Origin of the sequence: Streptomyces sp. URMC 127, assembly GCF_051386535.1 — a bacterium.
Taxonomy (GTDB): Bacteria; Actinomycetota; Actinomycetes; order Streptomycetales; family Streptomycetaceae; genus Streptomyces.
On the sequence record NZ_JBPQTW010000194.1, the window covers coordinates 1 to 13,202 of the forward strand.

11 protein-coding genes are annotated in these 13,202 nt (G+C 71.4%); 3 read left to right on the forward strand and 8 right to left on the reverse strand.

The window, feature by feature from the left end:
• Together ACSNOH_RS27860 and ACSNOH_RS27865 are read right to left on the reverse strand one after the other, a co-directional pair.
• On the reverse strand, positions 1-714 hold a 714-nt coding region (locus ACSNOH_RS27860), incomplete at its 3' end, for an ADP-ribosylglycohydrolase family protein (RefSeq protein WP_436724195.1).
• A gap of 49 nt (positions 715-763) precedes the next feature.
• The gene (locus ACSNOH_RS27865) at positions 764-1,423 is read right to left on the reverse strand and encodes a histidine phosphatase family protein (RefSeq protein WP_436724196.1); all 660 of its coding nucleotides are present in this window, start codon (positions 1,421-1,423) and stop codon (positions 764-766) included.
• Between the two features lie 158 nt (positions 1,424-1,581).
• On the opposite strand from ACSNOH_RS27865, the gene ACSNOH_RS27870 reads away from it, so the two are divergent.
• Complete coding sequence (locus ACSNOH_RS27870; RefSeq protein WP_436724197.1) at positions 1,582-2,190, forward strand: TetR/AcrR family transcriptional regulator; 609 nt, start codon at positions 1,582-1,584, stop codon at positions 2,188-2,190.
• Between the two features lie 36 nt (positions 2,191-2,226).
• Here the strand turns inward: ACSNOH_RS27870 and ACSNOH_RS27875 are convergent, their stop codons facing one another.
• Both ACSNOH_RS27875 and ACSNOH_RS27880 read right to left on the reverse strand, forming a co-directional pair.
• Positions 2,227-2,832 (reverse strand): YdbC family protein, encoded by a 606-nt coding sequence (locus ACSNOH_RS27875; RefSeq protein WP_436724198.1) that lies wholly within the window; start codon positions 2,830-2,832, stop codon positions 2,227-2,229.
• A 145-nt stretch (positions 2,833-2,977) separates the two neighbouring features.
• A complete protein-coding gene (locus tag ACSNOH_RS27880; protein ID WP_436724199.1) occupies positions 2,978-3,580 on the reverse strand; it encodes a TetR/AcrR family transcriptional regulator in 603 nt (200 codons plus the stop codon).
• Between the two features lie 105 nt (positions 3,581-3,685).
• Between ACSNOH_RS27880 and ACSNOH_RS27885 the strand changes: the two genes are divergently transcribed.
• Complete coding sequence (locus tag ACSNOH_RS27885) at positions 3,686-4,117, forward strand: nuclear transport factor 2 family protein (RefSeq protein ID WP_436724200.1); 432 nt, start codon at positions 3,686-3,688, stop codon at positions 4,115-4,117.
• An 87-nt stretch (positions 4,118-4,204) separates the two neighbouring features.
• Here the strand turns inward: ACSNOH_RS27885 and ACSNOH_RS27890 are convergent, their stop codons facing one another.
• Together ACSNOH_RS27890 and nrdR are read right to left on the reverse strand one after the other, a co-directional pair.
• Positions 4,205-7,069: a vitamin B12-dependent ribonucleotide reductase gene (locus ACSNOH_RS27890; RefSeq protein ID WP_436724201.1), complete on the reverse strand. Its 2,865-nt coding sequence runs from the start codon at positions 7,067-7,069 to the stop codon at positions 4,205-4,207.
• Positions 7,070-7,181: 112 nt separating this feature from the next.
• Positions 7,182-7,694 carry a transcriptional regulator NrdR gene (gene nrdR, locus ACSNOH_RS27895; RefSeq protein ID WP_436724202.1) on the reverse strand — a complete coding sequence of 171 codons (513 nt, stop codon included), beginning with the start codon at positions 7,692-7,694 and terminating at the stop codon, positions 7,182-7,184.
• Positions 7,695-8,242: 548 nt separating this feature from the next.
• Between nrdR and lexA the strand changes: the two genes are divergently transcribed.
• A complete protein-coding gene (gene lexA / locus ACSNOH_RS27900) occupies positions 8,243-9,028 on the forward strand; it encodes a transcriptional repressor LexA (protein ID WP_391833195.1) in 786 nt (261 codons plus the stop codon).
• 172 nt (positions 9,029-9,200) lie between these two features.
• On the opposite strand, the gene ACSNOH_RS27905 is transcribed toward lexA, so the two are convergent.
• Positions 9,201-11,180 (reverse strand): ATP-dependent DNA helicase, encoded by a 1,980-nt coding sequence (locus tag ACSNOH_RS27905; RefSeq protein ID WP_436724203.1) that lies wholly within the window; start codon positions 11,178-11,180, stop codon positions 9,201-9,203.
• A 43-nt stretch (positions 11,181-11,223) separates the two neighbouring features.
• Positions 11,224-12,945 carry an IucA/IucC family protein gene (locus tag ACSNOH_RS27910; protein WP_436724204.1) on the reverse strand — a complete coding sequence of 574 codons (1,722 nt, stop codon included), beginning with the start codon at positions 12,943-12,945 and terminating at the stop codon, positions 11,224-11,226.
• Between the last annotated feature and the right edge of the window lie 257 nt (positions 12,946-13,202).

Sequence of the window (13,202 nt, forward strand, 5' to 3'; positions counted from 1 at the left end):
CGCCGCGGACCACAGGGCGAAGGGCACCGTGTCGTGCGCGCTGGTGCGGCGCCCGCAACCGAGGACGGCGGCGACGGTGGTCGCGTCGCCGTAGTCGAGCATGTCCCGTGCGCGGCGCAGCCCCGCCTGAACGGCGCTGCGCGGCACGAGGGCGATGACCCCGTCCAGGAGCGCCTCGGAGGTGACCGGGCCGGTCAGCCCGGCGGCGATGGCCGCCGCGGCGGCCACGGCCATGGTCCCGGCCACCGCCTCGCGGTGCTGGTGGGTGGTGTACGCCGAGATCTCGGCCTGGTGCGTGGCCTGTTCCGGGTCGTCCGCGTACCAGGCGCCGAGGGGGGCGATGCGCATGGCCGCGCCGTTGCCCCAGGAGCCCTGCCCGTTGAAGAGCGCCGAGGCCAGCTCGCGCCAGTCGCCCCCCTCCCTGACCAGGCGCAGCATGCGGCCCACCGCCGGGCCGTAGCCCCGGTCGAAGTCGTGGTGCTCCGCGAAGGAGCGGGCGAGTGCGTCCTGGTCGATGCGCCCGTGCCCGGCGAGGACGGCCAGCACGGAGCAGGCCATCTCGGTGTCGTCGGTCCACTGCCAGGGGGACGGGGGCAGCTCGCGGCGCTTGAGGGAGGGGTAGTTGCCGGGGACGAAGAACTGGGAGCCGAGGGCATCGCCGAGGGCCAGCCCGCGCAGGCTCGCCAGTGCGCGGTGGAATCGGTCAGCGGTCATCGGAGCGAACTCTAATTCCTTTCCGGCGCCCGCGGTGGCGTCTAACCGGTTAACCGGTGAATCCGTACGGTTCCGGGGTGCACCAGCGCTCGAACGGCCGGTCGAGGTGGTACCGGCCGTCGGGCCCGAGGAGCAGCGCGCGGCTCTCGGCGTTGCCCGGGTTGGACAGGCACTCGAACTCCGCGACCGTCCAGTGGAACCAGCGCATGCAGAAGAGCCGCATGGTCAGGCCGTGGGTGACGAGCAGGACGTTGGGCGGGTGGCCGGGGTCCTCGAAGCTGCGCCACAGGCTCTCCAGGAATGCGCCGACGCGGTCATAGACGTCGGCTCCGGACTCGCCCTGGGCGAAGCGGTAGAAGAAGTGGCCGTAGGCGTCGCGGTAGGCCTTCTGCTTGCGCACGTCGACGGGGTCCTGCCAGTTGCCCCAGTCCTGCTCGCGCAGCCGCGGCTCCTCGCGGACGCGTACGCGGCCCGGGTCGAGGCCCAGGGCATGGAAGGTCTGGTGGGTGCGGCGGTAGGGCGAGACGTAGGCCGAGACCCGCTCGTCCCCGAAGAGCTCGCGGAGCGGTCCACCCGCCTCTTCGGCCTGCTTGCGGCCTCTTTCCGTCAGACTCAGGGCATGGTCGGGCTCCCGTTCGTAGACCGTGTCGTCGACGTTGCCCACCGACTCTCCGTGCCGGATGAGAACGATGCGTCGGGGCCGTGCCATGCCGCCACCCTAGATCCGGCGCCGGCGGGCCGCCTCATCAGCCGGTGGCCGGGCGCCGGACCGCCGGACCGCGGGGCGCCAAACACGACACGAGTTGCGTTACGCTCAGCATGACACGGCTCGCCCGGCTAACGCAATGGGAGTTGCAGTTGTCTCCGATGTCTCCGCCGCCCGGCACGGTCCGCCCCGGCGGGCGGACCGCCCGCACGCGCGCCGCCGTACGCGACGCCGTCCTCTCCGGTCTGGTCGAACACGGCTACCCCGGGCTCACCGTGGAGTACGTGGCCGAGCACTCCGGCGTGCACAAGACGACCCTCTACCGGCGCTGGGGCAGCATCGAAGGGCTCGTCGCCGACGCACTGGACGCGGCCGGCGAGGACGACTGGACGCCGCCCGACACCGGATCCCTCAGCGGCGATCTGCACGCCCTGGCGCAAGAAGTCGTGGACACCTTCGCCGATCCGGCCGCCGGGGCGGCCCCCGCCGCCGTCATCGCGGCCGCCTTCCAGTCGGAGCAGGCGGCAAACGCGCTGCGAGCCTTCTACGCCGAGCGCTTCGGGCGTTGCGCGCCGCTGGTCGAGCGGGCCGCCGCGCGCGGCGAGCTGCCCGCCGGCACCGACCCCGGCGCGCTCGCCGGGGCCGTCACGGCGCCGCTGTTCTTCCGGCTGTTCATCACCCGTGAGCCGCTCGACGGGACGGTCGCCGGGCAGGCCGCGGACGCCGCCCTGGCGGCAGCCCGCGCGGGCGTCTTCGCCCCGCCCGCCTGACCGGTGGGGCGCCCGCCCGGCGGGCGCCCCGGCGCCTCACACGGTCCAGGACGGCTCCAGGGCGACGATGTCGCCGCCGATCTCCGCCACATCGGCTTCGAGCTGTGTCCGCAGGGCGAGCCGCTCGACCCGCTCCGCACGGTACTTCCCGTGCTCCGCCCCGGAGTTCCACACGGAGAGCACGAGGAATTCCCGGCCGGGGGCCTCCCCGAACACGCCGCGCAGCATCCCCGGAGACCCCGCCATGGCCGGGCTCCACACCTTCTCCTGCATCAGGGTGAAGTGCTCCACACGGTCCGCCCGGACCCGGCAGTGGGCGATACGCACCACATCCGCGTCCGCGAACTGCGGGCTGAATCCCACCTTCACGTCGAAGCGGTGCTCGAACAGCCGCACTTGGGCGTTCTTGAAGGTTCCGGCCTGCGCGGCCGCCAGCCTGTCGTGGGACCGCGCCATGAAGGAGTCGTAGAACGCCCGGCTCTCCCAGAAGCCGAAGAGGTGCACCACGTGCGGGCGCCCTCTGCTCCAGCCCCCGCCCTGCCCCCGGAAGCCGGGCTCGCCGAGCAGGCCCGCCCACTTGCGTTGTCCGCGCTCGAATCCGCGGCGGTCGACCACGGTGCAGCGAGTCCACTTGACCAGCACCGCGCCATCGTACGGCCCGGGGAGCGGCCCGCAGTCACGTACCGGAGGACTGCACCCGTCCGAGGGCCTCCGCGTCCGCCCCGCCGAGCCCGGTCCGCGACCCGCGCGTCGGCAACCGCACCAACTCCTCCGCAGGCACCTCTCGTTACCCCTCCGATCCGCCGGGACGGCCCGCCGGCCGCTCCCGGGCACCGGCGGCCTCCAGCACGGCCGATGCGGCGGCTCGCGCGCTGCGCGCGGGCGCCGCGGTGCCGGTGATCGCAGCCGTGGTGATCGCGCCGTCGGCCAGGACGGCCAATTGCTCCGCCACGGGCCCCGGTTCTGCAGCCCCCGCATCGCATACGAGTTCCCGCAGATAGCGCAGCACTGCCGCCTTGTGGTCCCGCACCGCTTCGGCCACGCCCGGGGAAGCCGTACCGAGTTCGCCGTAGGCATTGATGAACGCGCAGCCACGGAAACCCGGTTCGCCGAACCATTCCTCCAGCCAGTCGAATACCGCGAGGGGCCGCTCCGCCGCCGACGGGCGCGCGGCGACGTACTCGGCGAGCGCGCCGCGCCAACGTGCGTCACGGCGCCGCAGATAGGCCTCCACCAGCACATCCTTCGAGGGGAAGCGCTGGTAGAGGCGCTTGAGCGAGACCCCTGACGCGGTACGGATCCGGTCCATCCCGACCGCCTGGACGCCGTGCTCGTAGAACAGGGCCTCCGCGGCGTCGAGCAGGCGTCCGTCGGCTTCGGTGATGTCCATGGCCCCTCCCGGGCTGGCGCGGAGAACGATCGTTCTCTAGGCTACACGGGAAGCGGGAGAACGCTCGTTCTCCGCTCCATTCACTCTGCATGGAAAGGGCACGCCATGACCCAGCGCCCGCCATTGGCCCCCCTCGACGCATTCGACGAGGCCTCCGCCCGCGCCAAGGTGCAGGCCGCCGAGGACGCCTGGAACAGCCGCGATCCCGAACGGGTCGCCCTCGCCTACACCGAGGACTGCGTCTGGCGGAACCGGGACGAATTCATCACCGGCCGCGCCGCGATCCGGGAATTCCTGCGGCGCAAATGGGAGAAGGAACGGGATTACCGGCTGCGTAAGGAGCTCTGGTCGTGGTCCGGCAACCGGATCTCGGTGTGCTTCCGGTACGAGTGGCACGACGCCGGCGGCCAGTGGTGGCGCAGCTACGGCAACGAGCAGTGGGAATTCGCCCCGGACGGCCTGATGCGACGCCGCGAGGCCAGCATCAACGACGTGCCGATCACCGAGGCGGAGCGGGAGCTGACTCCTCCGGCATAGACCGGCACAGAACCGGATAGGACCGGAAGGAAAAAGGGGCGGCGCCCCGGAGGAGGAATTCCTCCGGGGCGCCGCCCTCGTCTCACGTCAGCTGCAGCCGCTGGTCGAGCCGCAGCCCTCGCAGAGGTAGCAGCTGCCCGCGCGGCGCATCTTCGTGCCGCAGGAGAAGCACAGCGGGGCATCCGCGTTCAGCCCGAGCTGCATCTCCACCAGTTCGGTGGAGTTGTGGGCCTGCTTCGGGGCCGGGACCGCGGCGGCCGGCTGGGCCGCCGGCTTGGGGGCCTCCGTCTGCCGCGGCGCGGACTGGGCGAGGCCCTCCACGTCGACGTCCTCGTCGGCCGGCTCGTACGAGCCGGTGTCCAGGTGGCGCTGGCGCTCCTCGGCGGAGTGGATCCCCAGAGCCGAGCGGGTCTCGAACGGCAGGAAGTCCAGCGCGAGGCGGCGGAAGATGTAGTCGACGATCGACTGCGCCATCCGTACGTCCGGGTCGTCCGTCATACCGGCCGGCTCGAAGCGCATGTTGGTGAACTTCGAGACGTAGGTCTCCAGCGGCACGCCGTACTGCAGACCGACCGAGACGGCGATGGAGAAGGCGTCCATCATGCCCGCGAGGGTCGAGCCCTGCTTGGACATCTTCAGGAAGACCTCGCCGAGACCGTCGTCCGGGTAGGAGTTGGCGGTCATGTAGCCCTCGGCGCCGCCCACCGTGAAGGAGGTGGTGATCCCCGGGCGGCCCTTGGGGAGGCGCTTGCGGACGGGGCGGTACTCGACGACCTTCTCCGGGGCGGGGGCGGCGGCCTCGGCCTTCGCCTCCTCCTTCTTCTTGGCGGAGAGCGGCTGGCCGACCTTGCAGTTGTCGCGGTAGATCGCGAGGGCCTTCAGGCCCATCTTCCAGCCCTCGAAGTAGACCTCCTCGACCTCCTCGACGGTGGCCGACTCCGGCAGGTTCACCGTCTTGGAGATGGCGCCGGAGAGGAACGGCTGGGCGGCGGCCATCATGCGCACGTGGCCCATGGCGGAGATCGCCCGCTCGCCCATGGCGCAGTCGAAGACCTCGTAGTGCTCGGGCTTCAGGCCCGGGGCGTCGATCACGTTGCCGTGCTCGGCGATGTGGGCGACGATCGCCTCGACCTGCTCCGGCTGGTAGCCCAGGCGCTTGAGCGCCTTCGGCACCGTGTTGTTGACGATCTGCATCGAGCCGCCGCCGACGAGCTTCTTGAACTTGACCAGGGCCAGGTCCGGCTCGACGCCCGTGGTGTCGCAGTCCATCATCAGACCGATGGTGCCGGTGGGCGCCAGCACCGAGGCCTGGGCGTTGCGGAAGCCGTTCTTCTCGCCGAGGCGGACGACGTCCTGCCAGGCCTCCGTCGCCGCGGCCCAGACCGGGGTGTCCAGGTCGTCCATGCGCCGGGCGGCGGCGTTGGCGTCGGCGTGCTGCCGCATGACGCGCTTGTGGGCGTCGGCGTTGCGGGCGTAGCCGTCGTACGGGCCGACGACCGCGGCCAGCTCGGCGGAGCGCTTGTACGAGGTGCCGGTCATCAGGGAGGTGATGGCACCGGCGAGGGCGCGGCCGCCGTCGCTGTCGTAGGCGTGGCCGGTGGCCATCAGCAGGGCGCCGAGGTTGGCGTAGCCGATGCCCAGCTGGCGGAAGGCGCGGGTGGTCTCACCGATCTTCTCGGTCGGGAAGTCGGCGAAGCAGATGGAGATGTCCATCGCCGTGATGACCAGCTCGACGACCTTGGCGAAGCGCTCTGCGTCGAACGACTGGTTGCCGGCGTCGTCGTCGCGGAGGAACTTCATGAGGTTGAGGGAGGCGAGGTTGCACGAGGAGTTGTCCAGGTGCATGTACTCGCTGCACGGGTTGGACGCGGTGATCCGGCCCGTCTCCGGCGAGGTGTGCCAGTGGTTGATCGTGTCGTCGTACTGGATGCCCGGGTCGGCGCAGGCCCACGCGGCCTCGGCCATCTTGCGGAAGAGGCCCTTGGCGTCGATCTCCTCGATGACCTCACCGGTCATCCGGGCGCGCAGCCCGAACTTCGAGCCGGTCTCGACGGCCTTCATGAACTCGTCGTTGACGCGGACGGAGTTGTTGGCGTTCTGGTACTGGACGGAGGTGATGTCCTCGCCGCCCAGGTCCATGTCGAAGCCGGCGTCGCGCAGGGCGCGGACCTTCTCCTCCTCCTTCACCTTGGTCTCGATGAAGGCCTCGACGTCGGGGTGGTCGACGTCGAGGACGACCATCTTGGCCGCACGGCGCGTGGCGCCGCCCGACTTGATCGTTCCTGCGGAGGCGTCGGCGCCGCGCATGAAGGAGACGGGGCCGGAGGCGTTGCCGCCGGAGGAGAGCAGCTCCTTGGAGGACCGGATGCGGGAGAGGTTCAGGCCGGCGCCGGAGCCGCCCTTGAAGATCATCCCCTCTTCCTTGTACCAGTCGAGGATGGACTCCATGGAGTCGTCGACGGAGAGGATGAAGCAGGCGGAGACCTGCTGCGGCTGCTTGGTGCCGACGTTGAACCAGACCGGGGAGTTGAAGCTGAAGATCTGGTGCAGCAGGGCGTAGGTGAGCTCGTGCTCGAAGATCTCGGCGTCCGCCGGGGAGGCGAAGTAGCCGTGCTGCTCGCCGGCCTTGCGGTAGGTCAGCACGACGCGGTCGATGAGCTGGCGGAGGCTGGACTCGCGCTCGGGCGAGCCCGTGGCGCCGCGGAAGTACTTGCTCGTGACGATGTTGACCGCGTTCACCGACCAGAAGTCGGGGAACTCCACGCCGCGCTGCTCGAAGTTGATCGAGCCGTCGCGCCAGTTGGTCATGACGACGTCACGACGCTCCCACACGACCTCGTCGTACGGGTGGACACCGGGGGTGGTGTGGATGCGTTCGATGCGCAGACCCTTGCCGCCCTTGTTCCCCTTGGAGCGGGAACCTCGTGCCGGGCCGCTCGTCGTCTCGGTCATGCCGCCTCCCTCTACGGGCAAAACGCCCTAATGCGCCCAATTCTTCCGTGGCGCGCTATGTCTGTCTTCGCCCGGGCGCGCGGCGCACCGGGCAGGTCTGTGATGGCCGCGGCTAGTCGGCGGCCGTGCTGGGCGCGGGGACCTGGACGTCCCCGTCGCCGTCGCCGGCGGTCGCGGCGGGCCGCTGCTCGCGGAGCTCCGCGACGGCGGCCTCGAAGTCCTCGAGCGAATCGAACGCCTGGTACACGGACGCGAAGCGCAGATACGCGACGAGGTCGAGATCCCGCAGGGGGCCGAGTATGGCGAGACCCACGTCGTGGGTGGAGAGCTCGGCGCTGCCCGTGGCGCGCACCGCCTCCTCGACCCGCTGACCGAGCTGGGCCAGGGCGTCCTCGGTGACCGGGCGGCCCTGGCACGCCTTGCGCACTCCGGAGATGACCTTGGTGCGGCTGAAGGGCTCGGTGACCCCGCTCCGCTTGATCACCATGAGCGACGCGGTCTCCACGGTCGTGAAACGACGGGAGCAGTCGGGGCACTGGCGCCGGCGCCGGATCGAGCAGCCGTCATCGGTGGTCCGGCTGTCGACGACGCGGCTGTCGGGGTGCCTGCAGAAGGGGCAGTGCATGGCTCTCCACCCTCCTCACCCTCGTAGGACTGTGCACGATCTTCAGCCTCGGCGGACCCCCGAACGGGGGCCTTGCGAAGCAGCCCCCAGCATAGGCGATGGCGGCACCCGCAAATGACCGGCAACACCCCTCGACCACAACCTGTGGGCGGCTGCCGCCAATCAAACCACTAGATCTGGTGCCGTTCGGTGAACCGCGCCGGACGCGTGTCGCGGCCGCGAAGACCGCTCACGAGCCTACGCGAGCGAGCCCGGCCGCAGGGGCACGGGGGCTTTGATGACACACTGGGGCCACCGCGCGGAGCGCTCCGGTCCGCCCCGGCGGGACCCGTCCCGGACCTCCGGGGAACCCCGGCGGGCACGGCACCCGCTCGGTGCGCTTCGCACCGAAGGGTACCCTAATAGCCCGATTTGATCTTCAGCCGTACACCCTCGACCTTGATCACGTCAGGCAAACTTCGATATTTCACTCGAACGTGTGTTTGGCGCAACCTTTCGAAAGCAACTACCGTTGTCCAGCTAGGGAGAACATTTCGAGAGGGGCCGACGTGACCACCACCGCAGACAGCGCCACAATCACCGCCCAGGACCGCTCCCAGAACCGACTCGACCAGGCACACCCGATGAATGACGCAGCCATGAGCGCCGAGGGGCAGAAGCCCGCTCGGGCCCTCCCGGGACGACCTCCAGGCATCCGGGCCGACAGCTCGGGCCTCACCGACCGCCAGCGGCGGGTCATCGAAGTGATCCGGGATTCCGTCCAGCGCCGGGGCTACCCACCCTCCATGCGGGAGATCGGCCAGGCGGTCGGGCTGTCGAGCACCTCCTCGGTGGCGCACCAGCTCATGGCCCTGGAGCGCAAGGGCTTCCTGCGCCGGGATCCGCACCGCCCCCGCGCCTACGAGGTGCGCGGCTCGGACCAGCCCAGCTCGCAGCCCACGGACACCACCGGCAAGCCCGCCGCGTCCTACGTGCCCCTGGTCGGCCGGATCGCCGCGGGCGGCCCGATCCTGGCCGAGGAGTCCGTCGAGGACGTCTTCCCGCTCCCCCGCCAACTGGTGGGCGACGGTGAGCTGTTCGTCCTGAAGGTCGTCGGCGACTCCATGATCGAGGCCGCCATCTGCGACGGGGACTGGGTCACGGTCCGCCGCCAGCCCGTCGCGGAGAACGGCGACATCGTGGCCGCCATGCTCGACGGGGAGGCCACGGTCAAGCGCTTCAAGCGCGAGGACGGCCACGTGTGGCTGCTGCCGCACAACGCCGCCTACCAGCCCATCCCGGGCGACGAGGCCACCATCCTCGGCAAGGTCGTGGCGGTGCTGCGCCGCGTCTGAAGGTGCGGGCCGCAAGGCCGGGCCCCGGAACCACCTGCGCCGGTTCCGGGGCTCCTTTATGTTCGTCTGTATTCGGTGCCCATGACATCCGCGCCGATTACGTCCGTCTTGACGTCCGGCTTGGCGTCGGCTTTATGCCCGGCTTTATGCCGGGCAATGTGGCGGGCGGAGGCTAGCGGCCCTCCGCCTTCGCCGCCTCGTCGATCGCTGCCAGCGAGCGCCGCACCTGGTTACGGTCCGTGGTGTACCAGAAGTCCGGCAGTGACGAGCGCAGGAAGCCTCCGTAGCGGGCCGTGGCCAGCCGGGGATCGAGGACGGCCACCACGCCGCGGTCGCCCGCGGCCCGGACGAGCCGGCCGGCGCCCTGGGCCATCAGCAGCGCGGCATGCGTCGCCGCGACCGCCATGAAGCCGTTGCCGCCCGCCTCCTCCACGGCCTTCTGCCGGGCGCTCATCAGCGGGTCGTCCGGGCGCGGGAAGGGCACGCGGTCCATGACCACCAGCTGGCAGCTCGGCCCGGGCACGTCGACGCCCTGCCACAGCGACAGCGTGCCGAACAGGCAGGTGCGGGGGTCGGCGGCGAAGTTCCGGATGAGCTCGCCGAGCGTCTCCTCGCCCTGGAGGAGGATCGGCACGTCGAGTCTGCCGCGCAGCGCCTCGGCCGCGGCCTGGGCGGCGCGCATGGAGGAGAACAGGCCCAGGGTCCGGCCGCCGGCGGCCTCCACCAGCTCGGCCAGCTCGTCGAGCATGTCCGTACGGCTGCCCTCGCGGCCGGGCTGGGACAGGTGCCGGGCGACGTAGAGGATGCCCTGCTTGGGATAGTCGAACGGCGAGCCGACGTCGACCCCCTTCCACTCCGGGCTGTCCGCGCCGCCGGTGCCCTCGGGGGCCAGGCCCAGGGAGGCCGCGACGCCGTTGAAGTCGCCGCCGAGCTTGAGGGTGGCCGAGGTCAGCACCACGGACCGCTCGCTGAAGAGCTTCTCGCGCAGCAGCCCGGAGACCGAGAGCGGGGCGACCCGCAGCGAGGCGCCGAAGCGGTCGTGCCGCTCGTACCACACGACGTCGCATTCGGAGCCCTCCACGATGCGCTCGGCGACCGCGTGGATGTTCTCCACGGAGGCCAGGGCCTGCTTGCGGACGGCGTCCTCGTCCTGGACGGACTTGTCGCGGGTGCCGCCGATGGCCGAGATGACCGTGCGGGCGGCGTCGCGGAGCGCCATCAGGGCGTACTCGAGATCATCGGGGATCTCTTCCAGACGGCCCGGGAGGGCGAGCTCCATCAGGCGTTCGAAGCTCTCCGCGGCGGTCTGCAGGGCATCCGCGGCCTTCTCGTCGACCAGCTTGGCGGCGCGCCGCACGGCGCGGTTGACCTGGCCCGGGGTGAGCTCGCCGGTGGCGACGCCGGTGACGCGGGAGACCAGCTCATGGGCCTCGTCGACGATCAGGACCTCATGGCTTGGCAGCACCGGGGCGCCCTCGATGGCGTCGATGGCCAGCAGGGCGTGGTTGGTGACCACCACATCGGCGAGCTTGGCCCGCTCCCGGGCCGCCTCGGCGAAGCACTCGGCGCCGTACGCGCACTTCGAGGCGCCCAGGCACTCGCGGGACGTGACCGACACCTGGGACCAGGCACGGTCGGAGACGCCGGGCGTGAGGTCGTCGCGGTCGCCGGTCTCCGTCTCGTCGGACCAGTCGCGCAGCCGCAGCAGGTCCTTGCCGAGCTTGCTGGAGGGCGCCGCCGCCTCGAAGGGGTCGAAGAGCCCCTCCTCCTCGTCCTGGGGCACGCCCTCGTGCAGCCGGTGCAGGCACAGGTAGTTCGACCGGCCCTTGAGCATCGCGAACTGGGGGCGGCGGCGCAGCAGCGGCTGCAGGGCGTCCACCGTCCGCGGGAGATCGCGCTCCACGAGCTGGCGCTGGAGCGCCAGCGTCGCGGTGGCCACCACCACGCGCTCGCCGTGGGCCAGGGCCGGCACCAGATAGCCGAGGGACTTGCCGGTGCCGGTGCCGGCCTGGACGAGCAGGTGAGCCTGGCCGTCGATCGCTTCGGCGACGGATTCGGCCATGGTGACCTGACCGGGCCGCTCCGTGCCGCCGACGGCGGTGACGGCGGCGTGCAGCAGGTCGGCGAGGGAGGGCGAGGAGGAGGCAGTCATAGCTCTTCCACCCTAAGGGGCGGCACTGACATCGGCGGCGGCGTCACGGAATGTGCAGCGGATTGGGCACGGTGCCGTGGACGGCCGCGTGCGGGCGGTCCGGGCGGTCGCGGTAGCCGTCGAGGTGCAGCCGGTTGCGGTTGAGGCACAGGCGCTCGATGCGCGGAGTGAGCAGGTCGAACGCTTCGTAGCGGTCCTTCATCCGCGGGAAGCGCTCGTGGTGCCGCACGATCTCCGCCCGGACGAGCGACCAGAAGACCGCCTCCGGTACGCCGAGTTGTTCCTCGCACAGCGGCGCGAGGTAGCGGAAGACGCCGACGAAGAGGCCGGAGTGGATGAACTGGGTGAGGAACGCGGGCGGTTCGGTGAGCAGCACCTCCCGTACGTCACCGGGCATGGAGGCGTGCTCGGGCAGCGGCACGGCGCTGATGTTGATGTCGTCGACGAAGTCCTTGACGGCGAGCCGGGTGGGGACGTCGTTGTCGTCGAAGACGACGATGGCGTTCTCGCCGTGCGGGGAGAAGACGGTGCCGTAGCGGTAGAGGAAGCGCAGCAGCGGCGGCAGCAGCGCGGCGAAGAGCCGCCGCAGCCAGTCGGCCGGGGTCAGCCCGGAGCGGCGGACGAGCTCGGCCGTGAAGGAGCGGCCGGCGGGGTCGGTGTGCAGCAGGGCCGCGAGGGTGCGGGCGCGCTCGCCGGGGGCGAGGGCGGGGCCGAGGGGCTCGCGCCAGATGCAGCCGAGCAGCTCCTTGTACTGGTACGGGACGCCGGGCAGCCGGTCGTAGAGGGGGTGCTCGACGGTCACGGAGGCGGTCTCGCCGAGGAGGATCACCCGGGTCTCGTCCCGGAGGAAGGCGTCCTCGTCGCGGAGGGCCTGGATCCATGCGGTGACGGCGGGGGCGGCGAGGGTGCGCTCGGTGGGCAGGCCGCGCCAGACGAGGGTGTTGAGGATCGAGAGCGGGAGCTTCACGGTCCGGGCGTCCGGCCGGCTGATGTTCAGGAAGGTGCGGACGGACTGCTGCGGGAGCCGGAGGTCGTTGTCAGTGGGGAGGGCGATGATGGATCCGTCGGCGAGGCACGGGGCGAAGAGCGGGGCCACGGTCTCGTCCCACTGCCAGGGGTGGACGGGGAGCCAGAGGTAGTGGTCAGGTTCCCGGCCCTGGTCGGCGACGGCCCGGGCGAAGGCGGCGCGGGTGCCCGGGGCGAGCTCTTCGGCGTAGAGACGATCGGGGGTGGCCAGTGCGGGGACGGCCCGGTAGTGCGCGAGGTCGCGGTGGACGGCGATCCAGGGCAGGCGGCGCGGGGTGCGGGCCTCCGGGGCCCACTGCGCGGCGTCGGAGGAGGAGAAGCCGAGCCGGCCCTTGTTGGCGATGAGCCAGGGGTGGCCGGTCTGGTGGCCTTCCAGCGCGGCGTAGTCGAGGTCGGCGAGGTCGGCGGCGCTGAGGGCGCCCGCCCGGAGGCGGGTGTCGGCGGCGAGGGTGGCGAGGAGCTCCCTGGCGAGGTGGCCGGTGGTGTCGCCGGAGAGGCCGAGCACGGTGTCGTGGGCGAGGGCGAGGAAGCGGAGGGGGTCCTGGAAGGGAGTGATGGATCCGGGGTCGACGCGCCAGTGGCCGTATGCGCCCCTGCGGGCGCGGAAGCGGCAGGTCACGTCGTCCGTTAATGGCAGCCGGTAGGCAGCGGCCGGCTCCTCCTGGCCGGCCTCGGTCTCGTCCGGTTCAGGGGTGAGCACGCCCTCGTAGCTGAGCTCGCCGAGCATCTTGGCGAGCAGGCGGGCGCCCGCGAGAGACCAGTCCGTGCCGTCGGAACGGGAAGGATGTGCGGGGCTTGTGGGGCAGTCGGGGCGCGTGGGGCGGTCGGTGGAGTCTTCGGGGCGGGAGTGAGAGGAGTGGTCCGCACCGCCGGTACGGGTGGCGCCGTCCGGGCCCGGGAAGGTGCCGAGGGGTTCGGGCCGGGGTGCTTCCGACCGTTGAGGCTCGGGACGGGGTGCTTCCGACCGCGGGGGCTCGGGCCGGGGTGATTCGGACC

Excerpts from the sequence above, each read along its gene's own strand:
- ACSNOH_RS27890 (WP_436724201.1), bottom strand. The coding sequence starts at position 7,069 with ATGACCGAGACGACGAGCGGCCCGGCACGAGGTTCCCGCTCCAAGGGG.
- ACSNOH_RS27885 (WP_436724200.1), top strand. The coding sequence starts at position 3,686 with ATGACCCAGCGCCCGCCATTGGCCCCCCTCGACGCATTCGACGAGGCC.
- nrdR (WP_436724202.1), bottom strand. The coding sequence starts at position 7,694 with ATGCACTGCCCCTTCTGCAGGCACCCCGACAGCCGCGTCGTCGACAGC.
- ACSNOH_RS27865 (WP_436724196.1), bottom strand. The coding sequence starts at position 1,423 with ATGGCACGGCCCCGACGCATCGTTCTCATCCGGCACGGAGAGTCGGTG.
- ACSNOH_RS27870 (WP_436724197.1), top strand. The coding sequence starts at position 1,582 with ATGTCTCCGCCGCCCGGCACGGTCCGCCCCGGCGGGCGGACCGCCCGC.
- ACSNOH_RS27905 (WP_436724203.1), bottom strand. The coding sequence starts at position 11,180 with ATGACTGCCTCCTCCTCGCCCTCCCTCGCCGACCTGCTGCACGCCGCC.
- ACSNOH_RS27880 (WP_436724199.1), bottom strand. The coding sequence starts at position 3,580 with ATGGACATCACCGAAGCCGACGGACGCCTGCTCGACGCCGCGGAGGCC.